The sequence below is a fragment of the Cylindrospermum stagnale PCC 7417 genome (assembly GCF_000317535.1).
Taxonomy (GTDB): Bacteria; Cyanobacteriota; Cyanobacteriia; order Cyanobacteriales; family Nostocaceae; genus Cylindrospermum; species Cylindrospermum stagnale.
The window spans coordinates 3,225,656-3,245,953 of sequence record NC_019757.1; the positions used below are offsets into that span (position 1 = coordinate 3,225,656).

Sequence of the window (20,298 nt, forward strand, 5' to 3'; positions counted from 1 at the left end):
CATCCCTTCCCGACTTCTACTAATAGGAGAAGGAAGCAGAATAACTTTTGTTAGATGTAATAGGAGTTTCAAAGCCTCTCTCCTGCAAGGAGAGAGGTCTTTTTGTAAATTTTATAACTTTTAAAACATCCTCTAAGAATTATTGCTGGAATTATTAGTTGTACTATCAGCAGGTGGATTTGGAGGATTTTGACGATTTTCAATTGCTGATTTTGTGCGGGGATAAGAATTGAAGAGGGTAGTTTCTGTACTAGCTGATTCACCTGAACCTGCTGTCTTAATTTCTCTTATATTTGAGAGGACTGCATCTCTAAATTCTGGATGTTTTATACACCATTCTTTGATTTCCGCAGCGGCTAATTGCATGGGTTGATTTTGTAAATTTGACAGAGTTTGATCAATATCAGATAAATCAGCAATAGTTTCTGCTTTCAACGAATAATCATTATTTTCAAGAACCCGTAGAAAAGATTCGATGATTGTATTAGTTTCCATGATTAAGACATTCCATTTGAGTAGTTAAACAAATTGACTATTATTTAAGGTGTAACACATGGGTAGGGACACAGCAATGCTGTGTCCCTACGAGAGATGTGGTTCAAATAGATGAAACCTGCTGTTGTTTTTATCATAGATACTTTCGTTTTAATTTATTCTCCAATTATACAAAAACCAGCCCAATGAATCGGTTGATTAAATGGTTTTGGATCTAGACGATACCAATCCAATAATTCCTGAATTTCTGTCTTATATGTTGGCTCAATTTTTGGGTGTTCGCTAGTCCATTGAATTAATTCTGTTTGGGTGGAGTTACGTAACCAAAGCTGAGATTCTTGTAAGGCTTTCACGATGGGTAGAGAGTTTAAATTATCATAAAAGCGAATCATTAATAAAGTAGTAGAAAAATCTTCCACTGACCATAGGGTACTAATTACAACTGCACTACCTGCTTTCAGAAAACCGCTAGGTAAGCCAATGTATTCATCACTGGTATTTTCGTGGTTAATTACTCCGGTTTGACAAGCTGAGAGAGTGACAAGGCGACATTGACTGAGATTAAGATTAAAAATATCACCTAAAGTTAGACATTTTTGTAAGTCGAAGTCGCTATCTTTAGTAAAGCGGCGAAAACGTCTGCTGTCGGCATTGGGAACAGAAGAAACGCGAGAGTTAGCTAGGGCTAGGGCAGAATTTAAAGGTGATTCGAGGTCAAAATAACCGTGACAAGAAAAGTGTAAACACTGGGCAGACTGCAAACTATTATTATGTGGAGGTTGATATAAAGCGTCTTTAGTAGCTTGGCTTTTTTTCAAAACTATTGGTGTTGGTTCAAAGTGACGGGCAATGGTTTCAACTTCGATATTAGTGTAATACAGGTCATCATTGGGGTCTTGAATGGCGAACATTTTACCCAACTCTCCAGAAGGCTGTGGTTGATTTTTAGCAAGTTGCAATAACTGACAACTGGGGGCATATCTCACGCCTTTGGTGAATCTATCTATCAGGAATTGTTCATTGCTTTTTATAGGTAAAGCATGGAAGGGAAATAAATGTAAGTAGCGATGGGGGACGATAATTAGCGCTTGGATGTTGGAGGGGATGAATTGGGCGAAAATTTCGTTAATGTGGAGAATTTCTGCTAACTGCTGTAGTTTTGCGGCTAGGTTTTGTCGCCAAGTGCTGTTTTTGGATTCGTAGATGTTGAGATAATCGGCTTTCCATTTTTCTAAATTATCTAAATCTTCCCGTGTAGATGACCAAACTTGTGGTTCTGGATGGTGATGGGTAATAATGAAGGCGCGGAAGCAATCAGCAAAAATGTACCATTGCAATATAGCGGTGTGATCATCTATTAAGGCTTGGATATCGCTGAAGCTGATGGTAGATAAAGGAACTTCACGCTTTTGAATTTCCTCACGTTTTGCTTGGAGTTGATTAAGGTAGATTTGATCTAGGTTTTCTGAAGTTTTGAGGCGTAGCAGTTCTTCAGCAATTTCGTTTTCTAGAGGTTGCAGTTCCTGTTGGAGAATTCGCTTAACTATTACTTCAACTAAATTCTGCGTTTTACTCCGTTCAATATATGCCAACGCTTCGGAGGAATCACCCCGTTGCAAACACACATCTATCATCTGGCGATAAAGTTCGTTCCATTCTTCTGCTAGTTTTTGTTTACTTTCATCACCAGAAACAATTTGCCGCCGCAAAAATTCTACACCTTCAATGGCAGATTTATAGGCGTTGTAGGCTTGTTCTAAATTCCCTGCCTGACTGTATGCAAAACCCAGATTGTTTTGGGTCTGTGTCCAGTATTGGGGAAAGGCTGTACGGGTGCGGACTTGCAATGCTGCTTGGTAAGATGCGATCGCCTGATCTAAATTCCCTACCTCACTGTATGCAGCACCCAGATTATTTTGGGTCATTGCCCACATTTCGGGAAAGGCTTTGCGGGTGTAGACTTGCAATGCAGTTTTGTAAAATGCGATCGCTTGTTCTAAATTCCCTGCCTGACTGTATGCAGTTCCCAGATTGTTTTGGGTCATTGCCCATTTTTCGGGAAAGTCTTTTTGGGTGAGGATTTGCAATGCAGCTTGGCAAGATGCAATCGCATTTTCTTGATTCTCAGCCCTGTCCCCAAGTATCCGGTCAGTGTATGCAGTTCCCAGATTGTTTTGGGTCATTGCCCATTTATCGGGAAAGTCTTTGCGGGTGTGGACTTGCAATGCAGCTTTGTAAAATGCGATCGCTTGTTCTAAATTATCTGCCCTGTCCCCAAATATCCGGTGACTGTATGCAGTTCCCAGATTGTTTTGGGTCATTGCCCATTTTTCGGGAAAGGCTGTGTGGGTGTCGACTTGCAGTGCTGCTTGGTAAAATGCGATCGCTTGTTCTAAATTCTCTGCCTTGTCCCCAAGTATCCGGTTACTGTATACATTTCCCAGATTGTTTTGGGTAGTTGCCCATTCTTGTGGAAAGTCTGTGGGGGTAAAAACAGTCAGTCCTGCCTCGTAACCGGCAATGGCAATTTCTAGATTATTCGCCCGGTTGCCCAAGGGGAATTCACACATCCGATTAGTGAAATTACCAATATGGGTGGCAATATCTAGCGCTGCTTCCCTCTCCACTGTAGCGAACTGTTCCCTAGCCCAGCTTTGCAAAACTTGAGCAAATTCTTGATCTAATAGATGTTGCTTCGCCTTCAGCCGACGATAGATGTTTGCCGGCGTGTCGTTCTTGGCGACGGCTTTTAAGATTTGGATTAAAAACTTAAGGCGCGGGTTATAAGGCATCGAGGGATATTATCTGGCTATAAATTTATCCAGAAAGCGGTTTTCTGGCATAAACTCGCTTTTTCCAACTCAGGGCGAGGTTTTCTGACCTCCATATATTATTATCACTGTAGGTATAAAGTTTTTCCCAGAATTTCGCCTTAATCCTATTTCTCTAGAAAGTAGGTTGTTTGAAAAATACAAAACCTCACCCTGGTTGTGCTACGCAAAACCTGTCCCTCTCCTTGCGAAGGAGAGGGATGTCCGTTAGGACAGGGTGAGGTTTTTCAAGATTTTTGGGTAATCGGAATGGAAGCGAGGGCAAATTTAATTAAAATACTGTTAGCAGCTATAAAAACAATGGATTATTCTTTGGCTATTGCGGCACTCAAAAAAGATCCGATTCTAGCAACTGTAATTGAGCAAGTTGGTGATTGTAAACTTGACCAAGTGCAGCCAACTGGAGATTTATTTTTTTCTCTATCTAGAGCAATTCTCTATCAGCAACTTTCTGGTAAATCCGCCGCTGCAATTCATCGCCGATTTCTCGAACTTTATGCTGAACAACCTTTTCCCACTCCAGAAGCTATCCTCAATACCCCAGATGCAATATTGCGCGGGGTAGGTATTTCCCGCCCCAAGATTGTCTATCTCAAAGATTTGTCTCAGAAAATAATTGATGGATTACCAAGTCTTGCAGAGTTAGAGGTAATGGAAGATGAAGCTATTATCCAAACCCTGACACAAGTCAAAGGAATTGGACGTTGGACTGTGCAAATGATGCTGATTTTTCGCCTACATCGCCTTGATGTGTTACCTGTGGATGATTTGGGAGTTCGTTCGGGAATTCGCCGCCTCTATGCGCTGCCAGAATTGCCAGATAAGAAAACTGTAGAGCATTTTGGGCTAAAGTGGAAACCTTATTGCACTGTAGCATCTTGGTATCTGTGGCAAAGTGCAGAACTTTAAAAAAACTGGCTCAACTAATGTGATTTCAAACTTGCTTTTTCCAAATAATTAGAAACCTGGATGATCAATTTTAGGAATCTTGGATTATAGATAAAATTTAAAATCTTAATGCGTGCGTTAGGGAACGCACCCTACTAAAATGCGTCAGGGGACGCATCAAAACACTATTTAAAAAACCAAAATTAGGATAAATTTCTAAAAGAAGTAAGTCCTATATCTGTGGTTTAAAATAATCAAACAGGATTTTGCAACAAGTCTAAAATTTAAATATCTTTTTTGAAAAAATACCGTTGATGTCCTGGAGGGAAGTCTGGCAAAATGCCAAATATCTCATATCCCAGACGTTCATAAAAACCCTGGGCTTGAAAGCTGAATGTATCCAAGTAGATATGAGAGCAATTGCGTTGTTTAGCCACTTCTTCAGCTTTTAACATTATTTTACTTCCGTATCCTTGCCTTCTCAAGGATTCAGCAACCCAGAGGTGAGAGATAAACAACCATCTCCATTGTGTTTTACCAAGTAACCCAGCGACTATTTCACCGTGATCGTTTCGTAACAAGATAGTCAGCGGCTGGTATATGTCCTTTTCCGCCTGACTGAGATTGTTGTATTCAATCAAATTGTTAATCACAGTCCGAATTGTGTCTGGGGAGGGATGATCTTCGACTATAATTGTTAGCTCACTCATGTAAATTATGATTACCAAACGGCGCTAGAATAGCACGAACTTGTAGCTTTAGCCCCATGCTTCGATTGCCACTTTGACACTTTATCTCCTGCTGCTTTTTTCTTAGTCTCAGCTAATCTTAGAATTAAGAGCAAAGCATTTGTACAGCCTTCAACTATCAAAAGGTAGACGTGTAGTAGCAGATTTTACAGAATTGGAGCGGCAAAACTCTGTCTCCAAGCATAGACTTGTAGCATCTAGACCTTTGCAATATTTTTTATGACTTCCCGGATTCGCTTTTTGATGTGTGCCCCTGACCACTACGATGTGGACTATGTGATTAATCCCTGGATGGAGGGAAATATTCACAAGTCATCGCGCGATCGCGCCGTGGAACAGTGGCAGAAATTAAACCATGTCCTCAAAGAACACGCCATTGTCGACTTAGTCCCACCCGAAAAAGGTTGGCCAGATTTAGTTTTTACCGCTAATGCTGGCTTAGTTTTGGGAAAAAATGTCGTTCTCAGTCGCTTTTTGCACAAAGAACGTCAGGGAGAGGAACCGTTCTTCAAAAAATGGTTTGAAGAAAATGGTTACACAGTTTATGAACTGCCAAAAGATTTACCTTTTGAAGGGGCTGGGGACGCACTCCTAGACAGGGAAGGACGCTGGTTATGGGCGGGATACGGTTTCCGCTCAGAATTAGATTCTCACCCCTACCTGGCTAAATGGTTGGATATTGAGGTGCTGTCGTTGCGGCTGATAGACGATCGCTTCTATCACCTAGATACTTGCTTTTGTCCCTTAGCAAACGGCTATTTACTTTATTATCCTGGCGCTTTTGATTCTTACTCCAACCGCTTAATTGAAATGCGCGTCGCACCAGAAAAGCGGATTGCGATTGAAGAAGCTGATGCGGTACACTTCGCCTGTAATACGGTGAATGTGGAAAACATCGTCATTATGAACAAGGCGAGTGATGCTTTGAAAACACGCCTTGCACAGGTGGGTTTCCAAGTGATTGAAACGCCGCTAACGGAATTTCTCAAAGCTGGTGGTGCGGCTAAGTGTTTAACTTTGCGGGTGACGGAACCAGTACAGGTTGATGTTCATGCCAATGTGTCGGTAGAAAGCCGGATCATCCGCATGGAAGGACATTTGCTCGATGCTGGTTTAATTAACCGCGCTTTAGATTTGATTGTGGATGCTGGGGGTAGTTTCCAAGTTCTGAATTTCAACTTGGGAGAACAGCGCCAAAGCACTTCAGCGGCTGAGGTAAAGGTTTCAGCGCCATCCCATGAGGTGATGGAAGAAATCATCTCGCGGTTGATTGATTTGGGTGCTGTAGACTTACCCCAAGATGAGCGGGATACTAAATTAGAGCCTGTGCTTCAAGCGGGGGTAGCGCCTGATGATTTCTATGTCAGCACAATTTATCCTACAGAAGTGCGGGTAAATGGTGAGTGGCTGAAAGTGGAAAATCAGCGGATGGATGGTGCGATCGCTATTTCCCAAACTGCCAACGGGATTGTAGCTCGCTGTAAACTATTACGAGACTTGGAAATTGGCGATCGCGTTGTTGTCGATGTATTGGGTATCCGCACCATCCGCAAACCAGAATCCCGCGAAGTCCGTAACGCCCAAGAATTCAGCTTTATGTCGTCGGGGGTTTCCAGCGAACGCCGCGTGGAACTGGTGGTTGAACAAGTGGCTTGGGAATTACGCAAAATTCGCGATGCTGGCGGTAAAGTAGTTGTCACAGCGGGGCCTGTGGTGATTCACACCGGCGGCGGCGAACACCTGTCACGCTTGATTCGTGAAGGTTATGTGCAAGCGCTTTTGGGGGGAAATGCGATCGCTGTCCACGACATCGAGCAAAATATCATGGGTACTTCCCTCGGTATGGATATGAAGCGGGGTATCGCCGTTCGTGGTGGACACCGTCATCACCTGAAGGTAATTAATACCATCCGTCGTTTTGGCAGCATTGCTAAAGCTGTGGAAGCAGGAGTAATTAAAAGTGGCGTCATGTATGAGTGCGTCAAAAATAATATCCCCTTCTCCCTTGCCGGTTCGATTCGGGATGATGGCCCTTTGCCAGATACCCAAATGAACTTGATTCAAGCACAGGAAGAATATGCCAAGCTGCTGGAAGGTGCAGAAATGATTTTGATGCTGTCTAGTATGCTGCACTCCATCGGCGTGGGGAATATGACTCCAGCGGGTGTGAGAATGGTGTGCGTCGATATTAATCCGGCTGTGGTGACCAAATTAAGCGATCGCGGTTCGGTAGAATCGGTGGGTGTCGTTACAGATGTGGGATTGTTCCTCAGTCTGTTAACTCAGCAGTTGGATAAGTTGACAAGTCCCTATATTACTCAGGTAGGTTAAGAAAGGTATCACGCAAAGACGCGAAGGGAAGAAAGGGAATGACAAGAGTAATTTTCCGTGAGGAGTCGCGGATTAATTGGGTGAGTTTTATTGCTGATTTCTTATTGGTGGGGATGGTTGTGGGCCCGCCTGTTGCTCCCTTTCTTGCTGCGTCTGGGGTGTTTTTGCTTCCGGGGATTGCGGACATCATTTACTTCATGGGTAATCATGTTTGTCCGCAACCTACTATGGGGTTGGATTTAGCACCACCCTTTATTATGGCTGTTTGTATGCGCTGCTATGGCACTGTTACGGGTTTGCTGATCACTCGTCTGTTGTATGGGCTGACTGGTGGTAAAGGTTTTTATTGGCTAAGTCAATATGGTTGGAGTGGTGCAGCTTTTGCCAGTGTCTTGATGATGGCTTATCCGTTGGAATTAGCAGCGCAAGTTTTTGGTTTGTGGAGTTTTAATAATTATATTGTTACGCCTTTTGGCTTGATTACAGGTTTAGCCTGGGGTTTGTTTACGATGCCAATTCTGCACTTTAGGAGGTTAGATTTATGACTAAAACACCTGTCAAACTAATTTTTGCAGAGTATTTGTATGACAATGACGGTACAGACAATCGCTATGAATTAGTTTTTGTGTTTTAGTTCGTGCGTTTCCTAACGCACACTACGGCTAGGATGCATCCCTAAAGCACCAAAAAAGTATATAAACAGCCTGAAAAAAGGTTAGGAATCCTATTTTATTTGTCTCAGATCCCCGACTTCTCTAAGAAGTCGGGGATCTGACTGTTCATGAAAACAGCCGTAATTTTATTTAACACTCTTAAACCACTCAGTAATACCCTCAGCGAGAGTCTTTGCCATTTTCTTCTGTTCCTGGGGGTTGATCACCTGCTCAAATTCATCAGGATTACTCATAAAACCCAATTCCAGCAATACCGATGGTGCAGCGGTGGGACGAGTGAGGGCTAAGTTATTCCAAAACACACCGTAGTCAGGTTTGCCTAAGTCTTTGACTACATAGTTATGCAAAAATATTGCTAGGTTGTGGGCTTGGGGGTTGTACCAAAAACTGCCAAATCCCTTGGTATTTTCGGCATCACCATCATCGGGTAGGGAGTTGTGGTGAATAGAAAGTGCGATCGCAGGTTCTGCTTGACTAATTATTGCCTGCCGTTCTACCAGCGACACATCTTTATCCTCCTCCCGCGTCATTACCACCGTCGCCCCTTGTTTCACCAAGTCGTCACGCAGTAACTTAGAAATAGTTAAATTGACATCTTTTTCTAAATACCCAGTTGGGCCACTAGCACCAGGTTCTTTACCGCCATGTCCTGGATCAAGTAAAATTTTAATACCAGCTAAAGGCTTGCGTCTTTTGTGCCCCATAGCAGGCGGATGACGCAAAGCTAACACCAGGGTTGTACCGTCGTACCGCAGCTTATATCCCCACTGTTGAGAATTTTTGAGATTAAGGGTGTATTTTACTTGTCCTGGAGCCACCTGCTGCCAATCTAGACGAGAAATTAGGGGGTTATCATCTAGGCGAATAGTATCTGTTTGGGCAGTGGTATTGTAGAGAGTGAGAGTGAAAGTGCGATCGCCTTGTTCTACTCTCACGGGCACGGGAACTTGTAGGGGGAAAAGTATTTCTGTTATACCAGGGTTCAAACGATATCCAACACTGCGAATTACGGTTTGTGGTGGCACCGCACCAGGGAGAATGCGGGTTTCTTTGTTGTTAATCCAAGCGCCATAATCTAGGCGCAACCATTCACCTTCTTTCCCTGACACTGTTGCCCTTGTTCCCTGAGGTAGGGGTGTGAGTCGAGAATGATCGGTACTTGGTCCAGTGCGAGCAACGCCTGAGTCTGAAGTCACCTCAGCAACTATCAACTTCTCAGGTGAAAGGATTTTAACTTTACCAGAACCTGTTTGAGTGATAGTTTTGCCATTGAGTGTCAGATGAAACTGAGGTTGTCCCAAATCTACTTCTTTGCTGGTATCTGGGGCAAAAGCACCGGAGATAATGTTGTTACCGATAATTAGGCTGAAGGCATCAGGATCAGGTTTTTGAAGGGTAGTGCAACCCTCATACTTTCCTGCGCTAGACTGGGCAGTAGGCTGATTTCGCCCCGTAAGGGCAGCGAAATTATTTGGCAGTTGTGCCTGTGGTGGTTGGGGTGCAAGGGCAATAATTTGATTAGCCAGTTTAACAGAGACACTGGCTTTAGGGGGTGCAATAGCGCTAAAACAAATTAATTCCCCTGGTAGTCTGGCAATATCGGCGGTTGGAGTCAGAGAATTCTTCGCGAAGCCTAACTCCTGTGGCAGTTCCGGCTGAGTGTTAAGCCTTGTCACCTGAAGCTGAACTTCTTGATTTTGATGGCGCACTGTAAAGCGATTCTCTCCCAACTGCAAGGGGAAACTTGGGGAAAAATGACCAGCTTTGCTGCGGTTAATTGGCTTACCATTGATGATAACTTGTCCATCTGGTGGTGCTGTGCCAATAAAAAATATTTTTTCCGTACTGGTTTGGTAGTTTGGCGGAGGAAAAACTATTAAAAGAGATGATTGTGACAATGCAACCGAGGAGGTGATCAGAAAGCTGAATAATGATAATACTAAAAAATTTTTCACAGCAAAATCACAGAATATTTCATAAGAGTGACTGTGGCACAATGACCAAGGAAGGTTGAAGCATCAAGGATGAAGAATGAAAACAAGCAGCAAATAGATCAAATAAGAGCAAGTAGATTCATTCGTGAAGCAGATTCACCCAGCCCTAGCCTCAGGCATTATCGGTTCTTAGACCGCAGTATGGGAAGCTACTTTCTGGGCATCCACATACTTGACACTCCATCCCTCAAACGACGGGTTGTATTTTTAGAAGTTGCTAGAAATTGAAATTACTATGACTAAGTTTATCTTTGTGACTGGGGGCGTTGTTTCCAGTATCGGTAAAGGCATTGTAGCAGCAAGTCTAGGACGGTTGCTCAAGTCGCGGGATTATTCCGTGTCGATTCTCAAACTAGACCCTTATATTAATGTCGATCCAGGGACGATGAGTCCTTTTCAGCATGGGGAAGTGTTCGTTACCCAAGATGGTGCAGAAACAGATTTGGACTTGGGACATTACGAACGGTTTACTGATACCTCAATGTCTCGCTTGAATAGTGTTACCACGGGCTTGATTTATCAATCAGTGATTAATAAAGAGCGGCGGGGTGACTATAATGGCGGCACTGTCCAGGTAATTCCCCATATTACCAATGAAATTAAAGAGCGGATTGTCAGAGTTGCTAAAGAAACGAATCCCTCAGTAGTAATTACAGAAATCGGCGGTACCGTCGGCGATATCGAATCACTGCCGTTTTTGGAAGCAATTCGCCAGTTACGCAAAGAGGTGGGGCGGCAGAATGTGCTGTATATGCACGTCACTCTGCTACCGTGGATTGCTTCTGCGGGGGAAATGAAAACTAAGCCGACACAGCATTCTGTCAAAGAACTTAGATCTATTGGTATTCAACCAGATATTTTAGTCTGTCGGAGCGATCGCCCCATACCTGTGGGACTAAAGCAAAAAATGTCGGAATTCTGCGATGTCCAGCCAGAATGCGTCATCACTGCCCAAGATGCCAGCAGTATTTATGAAGTCCCGTTAATTCTAGAACGGGAAGGATTGGCAGAGCGGGCAATAGAATTGTTGCAAATGGAACAACGCAAGCCAAATCTATCTCAGTGGCAAACTATGGTAGAGCGGTTGTATAGTCCCAAGTACCCTGTAGAAATTGCCATTGTTGGCAAATATGTGCGTTTAAGCGATGCCTATCTCTCTGTAGTCGAAGCCCTCCGCCATGCCGCGATCGCGACTCATGGCGATCTCCGCTTGCGGTGGGTCAACTCAGAAGTGTTGGAAACTGAAGCCGCCGAAAACTATCTTGCAGGTGTTGATGGTGTAGTGGTGCCTGGCGGTTTTGGACTCCGGGGAGTAGATGGTAAAATCGCGGCGATTAAATACGCACGCGATCGCCAAATCCCCTTCTTAGGTTTGTGCCTGGGAATGCAATGTTCCGTGATTGAATGGGCCAGAAATGTAGAGGGATTAATCGACGCTAACAGTGCCGAATTTGACCCCTATACCAGCGATCCGGTGATTAACCTGTTGCCAGAACAGCAAGATGTAGTCGATTTAGGCGGGACAATGCGCTTGGGACTCTATCCTTGTCATCTTCTCCCCAACACACTGGCATTTGAGCTATATCAAAAAGAAGTGATTTATGAACGGCACCGCCATCGCTACGAGTTTAACAATGCTTACCGCAATCTCTTATTGAAGTCTGGTTACCTGATCAGTGGGACTTCTCCTGACGGGCGCTTAGTCGAAATTGTCGAATTTGCCAAGCACCCATTCTTTCTGGCTTGCCAATTTCATCCAGAGTTTCAATCTCGCCCTAATACCCCTCATCCTTTATTTAAAGGATTCGTGCAAGCCGCCATATCCCGTACTCACTCCACTACTGGTACACCAACACCTGTGGAAGTCTCCTAAGAAATTCAAAATTCAAAATTCAAAATGCCTATTTTGAATTTTGAATTAGCGCACTGTATTTTCCCTTATAACTTTTGTTACTCACTAAATGAGAATTATCTGTAAACTTCAGAATTCGAGAAAATGTTGGGCCTTACTGGGTAAAATTACTTTATAAGAGGAAATATTATGTGGTCAATTTTGAGGGTACTTTGTGGCGTACTGGGTAAAGTTATTTTACGAGAGGAAAGAATATGTAGTTAATTTTGACCGGATTAATACTTTTTGTTACGAAAAGAACGGCAGAGTTACATTTTGGTTACCTGATAGTACCATGCCAATAGTGATTAACCCGCAAAATAACTTGCAAGACTATCAAAAAATTCTCGAATATCTAGAACGTGTAGAGGGATTGGAATTAGAGAATGCTCACTGGGTAAAAATCAATTACGACAGAAATGAATATGTAATTAACCTGACCTGCATCAGTTCTTTTTGTTATGAAGCGAACGGCAGGATAACTTTTTGGTTGCCAGACGTGACAATTCCCATCATCATCAACCCGACAAATAATCCAGAATCATATCAAAAAGTTTTGCAATATGTTCAGCAGGCAACTGGGTATTCTTTATCCTGAGAATGCTGAGTTGATAACCTAACTTCGTCTGAGTCAGTTATCAATCATCTCAGGAAGATTTTAGCGCCTAATTAACTTTCTGCCATGCCAACTTGGCAGCACCAACCATTCCCGCTGAGTTGCCCAACTCTGCTGGCAAAATTTCTAAGCCCATGCGAGATGTAGGTATAACGCGTTTTTCAATTTCTGCTGTAACCGCTGGTAAGAAAAATTCAAAACTGGCACTCACTCCGCCACCAATAATGATCGCTTGTGGTGTCAGGACGTAGATTAAGCTAGACAAGCCAATACCTAAATCCTTACCATATTCTTGCCAAAAAGTCAAGGCACTAATGTCTCCTGCTTGGGCAAGGGCGCCCAATTCTGCTGGTTCCTTGCCAGTGCGGCGACGAATTGCCGTAACTGAAGCATACTGTTCGAGAGAGCCTTGATTACCGCTATTACACATCGGACCATCGGGGTTTAAGGTGATTAAACCCAATTCCCCAGCAGCGCCTTGATGTCCCACAAACAATTTGCCATCGAGAATAATCGCACCACCAACCCCAGTGCCCAAAGTCAACAAAATGAGATTTTGAAAGCGGCGACCGGCACCTAACCAAGCTTCTCCCAACCCGGCACAGTTAGCATCATTAGCGAGAATGGTAGGTTTACCAGTTTTGGCTTCTAAGTAGTCTGCCAAGGGGACATTTTGCCATCCTGCCAAGTTAATGGCGACTTGGGCAATCCGCCCTGCTGCATCGGTGGGACCCGGAGTCCCCACACCAATGGCAACAGTTTGATTTTCTGGGTCAATTTGAGCTATCGCATCTACCATCACAGCCACAACAGCCGCTGGTGTTGCAGGTTGGGGAGTTTCCACAGTTAAAGATTGTCGGCAACTGCCATCAGGTGCAAACCGCCCCAGCTTAATCGCTGTTCCCCCTAAATCAATGCCAATTACTTCCACCACTATCGCCAATTCCAATTCTTTCTCTAAAACATCAAACCACAAAAGCACATAGATCCACACAGATATAGCGATTGTTGGTCGAATGAAATACAATCGAGGGCGGGGAAACCCAGCCCCTACAGACTCTGCGATTTAAAACTGTACCTCACTGATCTGAAAACAGCTATATTTTTTATTTGTGTGCATCTGTGTTTATCTGTGATTACTAATAACCCGCAAATTAGCTACTGGGTATGAACTGAAACTCGATTGCTCTTGCCAACCTGTTACGGGTGTACCTCTTAATATGCCAGAAAGGGCGACGGAAAGCATGAACCCGCCAGCAGCAGCAGCAATTAAAGAAATGTTATCTTTCACTCAAATCTCTCTGTATTAAATACAACTATTAGACGATGAAATTGATCTTCGGTGCCCGTTGTCAGTCGTTGTTTTTTCAATGACTTATAACTAATAACTACCGACTAATGACTATTTCCGGACACCATTTTCTCGCCGTAAGCGGGGATTGACAAATTCATTTAACCCCTCACCCAATAGTGATAACCCTACCACCATGAATGTCATCCCTAAACCAGGAAAAAGGGTAGTCCACCAAATGCCTGTGGGTAGTGCTTCCAAGGCTTGTTTTAAATCATGTCCCCATTCTGGCACTTCTTCTGGAAGTCCCAGTCCCAAAAAGCCTAAACCGCCTAAAACCAAAATTGCGTCGGCGGCGTTAAGGGTAAATAGTACGGGTACGCTTTGAATAACGTTAAAAAATAGATATCGAGACAGCACAACCCAGGTAGATGCGCCCATTGCTTGCGCTGCTTCGATGAATACTTCGGTTTTAACGCTGACTGTGTGGTTGCGGACAACACGATAATATTGGGGGATGTAAGCAATGCTGATGGCGATCGCAGCGTTGAAGATTCCCCGCCCAACTACAAACGCCAGTGTCACCGAAAGTAGTAGTCCTGGGAGAGTATAGATGCTATCCATCAGAAACAGCAACACCTTATCCAATCTACCGCCAAGATAGCCACTCACCATGCCCAAAGGCACACCAATCAGCATACTCAGCGCTGTTGCTAAAATCACCACTTGTAGTGCAGCTTGAGCACCAAAAACCGTACGGGAAAATACATCATAGCCCAAGCGACTCGTACCAAACCAATGTTTAGCTGAGGGTGGTTCGTGAACTGAGTTAGAAAGAAAATCTTTGGGATTTTGCAGCCATCCCCAAGTCTGAAAGACGGGAGAGAAGAACGCCAGGAAGATGAAACAGAAAGTAATACCTAACCCAATCAGCATCAACCGTTGGGAAAGGTTAGGATTTTCAGCGAAGCGTAAAAATGACGGCAATCGCCGTTTTGTGATCGTCATGAGAAAGTCTGCGGGACGCAAGATACGCTGACCATTCTACAGGGGCGGAGTAACTCTGCCCCTACCCACTCAAAGATTACTTTCAATCAACAGGCGATACTCAGTCTTTTGTTTAACGCCTTTAACTTCCTTCACCAGTTCCTGATTTTTGAACAATTGCACCGTTGGCGTCCCTGTCACACCAGCGTTTTCGGCAATATCTCGGTCTTTGTCGATGTCAATTTCCACAAAGTGAATTTTGCCGTCAAATTCATCCACTACTTTATTTAAAATTGGTTTCAGGGTATGGCATGGGCCGCAACCAGGAGAGATATATTTAACTAAGATTAAGCGATCGCTATCGTGGAATAATTTCCGCAACGCATAACCCCCAGAATGGCGCGTCGCTTGCAAATCAAATCCAGCAGCTTCCTCCGCTTCAGTTTTCTTGGCAGGCTGAGGTTTTAACTCATTGACAGCGGCGTCTGGCTGGTGATGAAATTCTTGAATTAAAGCGTTAGACGATAACCAACGTTCTGCCAACATCGCCGCCATACAACCAGTACCCGCAGCCGTAATTGCTTGGCGAAACTCATGATCTTGAACATCGCCAGCGGCAAAAACACCCTCAACACTGGTTTCTACAGAACCATGCTTAGTGGCAATGTAACCCAGCTCATCTAATTCGATTTGCCCTTTGAATAAAGACGTATTGGGAGTGTGACCGATCGCATAAAATAAACCCTTAGCGTGGAGTTCGGTTTCTTTGCCTGTATTGCGATCGCGAATTTTCACCCCAGCCATTTGTCCATTACCGAACACATCCACAACTTCACTGTTCCAATGCACCTGAATTTTGGGATTACTCAAAACCCGATCTTGCATCGCTTTAGAAGCCCGCATCTTCTCAGAGCGTACCAACAGATTTACCTTAGATCCATACTTCGTCAGATAGATTGACTCTTCCGCCGCCGAGTCACCAGCACCAATCACCGCCAGTTCTGCACCGTGAAAAATTGGTGTTGCACCATCGCAAATTGCACAGGCGGAAATCCCCCGACTCCAAAATTCATGTTCACTGGGTAAACCCAAACGCTTCGCAGTCGCACCAGTTGCAATCACCAAACTGTGCGCTTTAACTTCCCTTTCTTCCGAACGGATAATAAAAGGACGCTGACTCAAATCAACAGAGATCACATCTTCAGTATATAACTCAGCCCCCCAGCGCTCCGCCTGCGCCTTCATGTTATCCATCAAATCCGGCCCGGTGATGCCTTGGGGAAACCCTGGAAAGTTCTCAACTTCCGTCGTTGTCATCAATTGTCCACCAGGTAAACCCCCCGCTTGGAAACCCTCAAAAACAACAGGTTTCAAATTAGCACGTCCGGCATAAATAGCAGCTGTGTACCCTGCTGGCCCAGAACCGATAATTACCAAGTTTTCTACTGTTGAGTTAGTCACGACGATTACATAAACTCATAACGACTACGTTTAATATAGCATAGCAAAATGCGATCGGCTTAGATTCCCGACTTCTCTAAGAAGTCGGGAATCTTGTCAATAGACATTCACACTTATGATAAATACAGAAGTGTTTTTTGGTGTATTATGTCCCTCACCATTACAGACCTAGAGCAACTACAAACCGAGCATCCAGAATGGCAAATGGAGTTGGTAGAAGGGAATATCATAGTTATGGGGCCATCAGATTACGAGTCAGAAGAAATTACTACTCGGTTGAGTACCTTCTTGAATAACTGGGTAATGTCACGCAAACTAGGACGTGTAACTGGTTCTAGCGCCGGATTTATCTTGCCGAGTATAGAAGACTCAGAAAAAAGAAACCTCCGTGCGCCTGACGTGTCTTTTGTTAAAGCTGACCGACTCAAAAAGACCAAGCGCGACTTTGTCGAGATGCTTCCAGACTTGATGGTTGAAGTCAAATCTAAATCAGACAGAATTAAACCTTTAGAAGAAAAAATTCAGCTATTCTTGCAACTTGGCTCTACAGTTGGTATCTTAATTGACCCTGACAAATTGACAGTAACAGTTTACCGACCAAACCAAACTCCAACGATGTTGCAGAATGGCGACACGCTCACACTACCAGAATTGCTCCCAGGTTGGGAACTGGCGGTATCAGAACTCTGGCCACCGGAATTTGAATAAATTTTTCATGAGAGTATACGTTGTGCCTGAGCCAGTCGCTTCTCAATACTTCTCAATTAAGAACCCATCCTACCACCTGAGTCCACCCCCATAACAAAGGATAGGGAGATATGCAACGGATAAAACCCTTTCTGGGTAAAGATTTTAACCTATTAAATTGGTGCGATCGCTATACAAGTAAAAATACTGTTAAATATTTGGGTAAAAAAAATTTTGCTGGGGTGATATGAAAGCGATCGCACTTGGGTAAGTTATCCCTAGAAGCAGAGAAACACTCCCACTGCCCCAAAATCAAGGAAAAATCCTATGAAAACTGAACTTAAAGCCAAATTCCTCCAACACATCCTCAACAAAAAGAAAAACGACGAGGGTTTCACCCTAATCGAATTGTTGGTTGTTATTATCATCATCGGTATCCTATCAGCTATTGCTCTGCCCGCTTTCCTCAACCAAGCTAACAAAGCCCGCGCCTCAGAAGCAAAAACCTACGCAGGTTCTGTCAACCGCGCTCAACAAGCTTATATTTTAGAAAATCCAACCTTCGTTACTAACCAAACTAATTTTTCCCAACTACAATTGGGTATCAAAACACAAACAGCAAACTATACCTACAACCTTGGTGGTACATTCGACGGTGCTAAAGGTGCATCTATTAAAGCTGTGCCAACAACACCCTCTACCGCAGCTCCTGTTCTCAAAGGCTACGGTGGTTTTGTAACTGTTGGACAAACAGCAGGTGCGGGTGTTGGAGAATCAACCACATTAACGGCTTTGACCGAAACTCTCACCCCCATAACCGACGGTGCCGCAGATACCCAAATACCTGATGCAGCTGTGGTTACGACGGGTGGTGCTACTGTGATTAATCCTGGTGGTAACCAAAAAGAAGTCAAGTAATCAATCTGCTGGCAACAACTTTGCCAGCAAAATTATTCGCAGGTGGGTAAATTATACCCACCTTTTTTAGTATTTGTTGAAGGTATTCATATTAATAAGTAGGAGAATTAAAATAAAGCTTGTAGTAAGGACTTCAGTCCTGAAAATTCTTGGCTAAAGCGAGAAATCACTCACTAAAAACAAAATTTTTATTTTATATTTAATTATATCAACCCACTTATGAACACCGAAACTTCTCCAAATACACTCACCCAAGCGCAACAGCACCTAATAGCAGGACAATACGAACAAGCCGCCAATTTATATGAACAAGCAATAGCATCTGAACCCGATGTAATTTCCCACTATTGGCATTTAGGTTTAATGCTGCTTTTACAAGAAAAAGAAATAGAAGCGCAAATGACTTGGATGCTGCCATTAGCAGATGTAGAAGAAGAAAATATTCCAACTTATACGCAAGAACTAACCCAAGTTTTACAACTAGAAGCAGAAAGACGGGAAAATCTAGAAGAATATTCTCTCGCTTGGGCAATTCGTCAGCACATCAAAGAAATTAATAATTACGATATAAATAACCTCTTAAAACTTCTGCACCTTTCCTTCAAAATAGACAATTTTGAAGAAATACAATTAGAGTATATTGAAATTATTGAATTATTAAATTCCCAAAACTTTGTAGCTTTGAATTTAGAGTTATTACAGCAAGTCTTACAGCAAATTTTTAATACTCCACCATTAAATCAAGAATCTATAGACTTTATCCAATCTTGTTTACCCTACGTTATCACTACGCCAGATTTTGCTGATATATTTTCCGCCGCTGTGATGAAAATCGGTCACACATTTGCACAGCCAGCAAAAGCCGCAAGTCTTTTAGAATTATATTTAAACCAAGCGCCAATTAACTCAGAGACATTATTAGACATATTAAGGCATTTAGCTACTTTTTATCAAAATGCTAAAAATTATGCTCTAGGTATAGAAAAAGCAAAATTATGTCTTTCCTTATCTACAAAACTAGTTGATCAAATTTTTGCTACTCATCTAGTGCTAAGAGGTTTGTTGACTGCTGGTGGATATTGGGAAGAGATATGCTCAACAAGCCAACAATTGGAAGCTTTACGACAAGAATTTATCACAGCCCAGCCAATTCCCTTAGATGAAGCAAAAACTCTACTTCTATTAACACCATCTTTTGCTAAACCTCACATTGAGGATAACCCATCAGATTTTAGAAAAATTCATAATCCACTAGCAGCAATTTGCCAGAACAATATTCAAGCTATATATCATCAACCATTTCAGCGTTATTCCCAGCGTAATATTAATTATCGACAAACATCAACTTATAATAAAAAGTTAAAAATTGGCTATGTATCTTATGTTCTAAAAAGGCATTCTGTAGGTTGGTTAGCACGCTGGCTATTTCAACATCACAACCGCGATAAATTTGAAATTTACACTTATCTGATCAACTATAATCCAGTTGATCAATTTGCAGAAGAATGGTTTGTAAATAAAGCTGATAAAGCTAATAAATTAGGCATAACAGTTTTAGAGGTTTCCGAAAAAATATATGAGGATGATATCGATATTCTAATAGACTTAGATAGCATCACTCTAGATATTAGTTGTGCCGTAATGTCACTAAAACCGGCACCAATTCAAGTTACTTGGCTCGGTTGGGATGCCTCTGGTATACCTGCAATTGATTACTTTATTGCTGACCCTTATGTATTACCAGATTCAGCCCAGAATTATTATACAGAAAAAATCTGGCGATTACCCCAGACTTATATAGCCGTTGACGGCTTTGAAGTCGGTATCCCTACACTGCGTCGTCAAGATTTAGATATTCCTAGTGATGCTGTCGTCTACCTCAGTAGCCAAAGGTCATATAAACGTCATCCAGAAACCACAAAATGGCAAATGAGAATAATTAAAGAAGTACCAAATAGTTACTTCTTAATTAAAGGAGACGCTGACGAAGAAGCAATTAAACAGTTTTTCTACAAAATAGCTGAAGAAGAAGGTGTAGATTCTTCCCGGCTGCGATTTTTGCCTCAAGACCCCTCTGAAGCTGTCCACAGAGCTAATTTAGCAATTGCAGATGTTGTACTAGATACTTTTCCCTACAACGGAGCAACAACAACCCTAGAAACACTCTGGATGGGTATCCCCTTAGTAACCAGAGTTGGAGAGCAATTTGTGTCTCGTAACAGCTACACCATGATGATGAATGTAGGTGTAACAGAAGGTCTTGCTTGGACAGATGAAGAGTATGTAGAGTGGGGTGTGCGCTTGGGTAAAGATGCTGGTTTAAGACAACAAATTGCTGGGAAACTGCGACAATCAAGACAAACAGCCCCTCTGTGGAACGGTAAACAATTTACCCGTGAAATGGAGAAAGCCTACGAGCAAATGTGGCAAACACGCTCAAGTTCGTAGTGAGGACTTTAGTCCTCAAAAGAGTAGGAAGAAAGCA

17 protein-coding genes are annotated in these 20,298 nt (G+C 43.0%); 9 read left to right on the forward strand and 8 right to left on the reverse strand.

The annotated features are described in order from the left end of the window. Positions 1 to 132 precede the first annotated feature (132 nt). On the reverse strand, positions 133 to 495 hold the full coding sequence (locus CYLST_RS13070; protein ID WP_015208203.1) for a hypothetical protein: 363 nt from the start codon (positions 493 to 495) through the stop codon (positions 133 to 135). A gap of 155 nt (positions 496 to 650) precedes the next feature. Further along, positions 651 to 3,287 (reverse strand): CHAT domain-containing protein, encoded by a 2,637-nt coding sequence (locus CYLST_RS13075; RefSeq protein WP_015208204.1) that lies wholly within the window; start codon positions 3,285 to 3,287, stop codon positions 651 to 653. 339 nt (positions 3,288 to 3,626) lie between these two features. Here CYLST_RS13075 and CYLST_RS13080 point away from each other — a divergent pair, with 339 nt between their 5' ends. Then, positions 3,627 to 4,235: a DNA-3-methyladenine glycosylase family protein gene (locus tag CYLST_RS13080; RefSeq protein WP_041233627.1), complete on the forward strand. Its 609-nt coding sequence runs from the start codon at positions 3,627 to 3,629 to the stop codon at positions 4,233 to 4,235. Between the two features lie 263 nt (positions 4,236 to 4,498). Here the strand turns inward: CYLST_RS13080 and CYLST_RS13085 are convergent, their stop codons facing one another. Next, a complete protein-coding gene (locus CYLST_RS13085; RefSeq protein ID WP_015208206.1) occupies positions 4,499 to 4,924 on the reverse strand; it encodes a GNAT family N-acetyltransferase in 426 nt (141 codons plus the stop codon). A 258-nt stretch (positions 4,925 to 5,182) separates the two neighbouring features. Between CYLST_RS13085 and argZ the strand changes: the two genes are divergently transcribed. Beyond that, positions 5,183 to 7,294, forward strand: coding sequence for a bifunctional arginine dihydrolase/ornithine cyclodeaminase (argZ, locus tag CYLST_RS13090; RefSeq protein WP_015208207.1), 2,112 nt, complete (start codon positions 5,183 to 5,185; stop codon positions 7,292 to 7,294). A gap of 38 nt (positions 7,295 to 7,332) precedes the next feature. Next, positions 7,333 to 7,839 carry a DUF2085 domain-containing protein gene (locus tag CYLST_RS13095; protein WP_015208208.1) on the forward strand — a complete coding sequence of 169 codons (507 nt, stop codon included), beginning with the start codon at positions 7,333 to 7,335 and terminating at the stop codon, positions 7,837 to 7,839. Between the two features lie 254 nt (positions 7,840 to 8,093). On the opposite strand, the gene CYLST_RS13100 is transcribed toward CYLST_RS13095, so the two are convergent. Further along, the gene (locus tag CYLST_RS13100) at positions 8,094 to 9,923 is read right to left on the reverse strand and encodes an N-acetylmuramoyl-L-alanine amidase (RefSeq protein WP_015208210.1); all 1,830 of its coding nucleotides are present in this window, start codon (positions 9,921 to 9,923) and stop codon (positions 8,094 to 8,096) included. Between the two features lie 69 nt (positions 9,924 to 9,992). Here CYLST_RS13100 and CYLST_RS34490 point away from each other — a divergent pair, with 69 nt between their 5' ends. From CYLST_RS34490 to CYLST_RS13110, 3 genes are all read left to right on the forward strand, one after another. Beyond that, positions 9,993 to 10,190: a hypothetical protein gene (locus CYLST_RS34490; protein ID WP_157162580.1), complete on the forward strand. Its 198-nt coding sequence runs from the start codon at positions 9,993 to 9,995 to the stop codon at positions 10,188 to 10,190. Between the two features lie 7 nt (positions 10,191 to 10,197). Further along, on the forward strand, positions 10,198 to 11,835 hold the full coding sequence (locus tag CYLST_RS13105; RefSeq protein WP_015208211.1) for a CTP synthase: 1,638 nt from the start codon (positions 10,198 to 10,200) through the stop codon (positions 11,833 to 11,835). Positions 11,836 to 12,028: 193 nt separating this feature from the next. After that, positions 12,029 to 12,451: a hypothetical protein gene (locus tag CYLST_RS13110; protein ID WP_015208212.1), complete on the forward strand. Its 423-nt coding sequence runs from the start codon at positions 12,029 to 12,031 to the stop codon at positions 12,449 to 12,451. A 67-nt stretch (positions 12,452 to 12,518) separates the two neighbouring features. Here CYLST_RS13110 and CYLST_RS13115 read toward each other — a convergent pair whose 3' ends face one another. The 4 genes from CYLST_RS13115 to trxB form a co-directional block, all read right to left on the reverse strand. After that, positions 12,519 to 13,451 carry an ROK family protein gene (locus tag CYLST_RS13115; RefSeq protein WP_015208213.1) on the reverse strand — a complete coding sequence of 311 codons (933 nt, stop codon included), beginning with the start codon at positions 13,449 to 13,451 and terminating at the stop codon, positions 12,519 to 12,521. Between the two features lie 144 nt (positions 13,452 to 13,595). After that, entirely contained in the window at positions 13,596 to 13,760 is a 165-nt protein-coding gene (locus CYLST_RS35220) for a hypothetical protein (protein ID WP_015208214.1), read from the reverse strand. 111 nt (positions 13,761 to 13,871) lie between these two features. Next, positions 13,872 to 14,768, reverse strand: coding sequence for an ABC transporter permease (locus CYLST_RS13120; protein WP_015208215.1), 897 nt, complete (start codon positions 14,766 to 14,768; stop codon positions 13,872 to 13,874). 69 nt (positions 14,769 to 14,837) lie between these two features. Beyond that, positions 14,838 to 16,208: a thioredoxin-disulfide reductase gene (gene trxB, locus CYLST_RS13125; protein ID WP_015208216.1), complete on the reverse strand. Its 1,371-nt coding sequence runs from the start codon at positions 16,206 to 16,208 to the stop codon at positions 14,838 to 14,840. Between the two features lie 147 nt (positions 16,209 to 16,355). On the opposite strand from trxB, the gene CYLST_RS13130 reads away from it, so the two are divergent. The 3 genes from CYLST_RS13130 (at position 16,356) to CYLST_RS13140 (ending at position 20,261) form a co-directional block, all read left to right on the forward strand. Continuing rightward, entirely contained in the window at positions 16,356 to 16,916 is a 561-nt protein-coding gene (locus tag CYLST_RS13130) for a Uma2 family endonuclease (protein WP_015208217.1), read from the forward strand. Between the two features lie 306 nt (positions 16,917 to 17,222). Beyond that, on the forward strand, positions 17,223 to 17,813 hold the full coding sequence (locus CYLST_RS33360; protein ID WP_015208219.1) for a type IV pilin-like G/H family protein: 591 nt from the start codon (positions 17,223 to 17,225) through the stop codon (positions 17,811 to 17,813). A gap of 219 nt (positions 17,814 to 18,032) precedes the next feature. Continuing rightward, complete coding sequence (locus CYLST_RS13140; protein ID WP_015208220.1) at positions 18,033 to 20,261, forward strand: O-linked N-acetylglucosamine transferase, SPINDLY family protein; 2,229 nt, start codon at positions 18,033 to 18,035, stop codon at positions 20,259 to 20,261. Positions 20,262 to 20,298 lie beyond the last annotated feature (37 nt).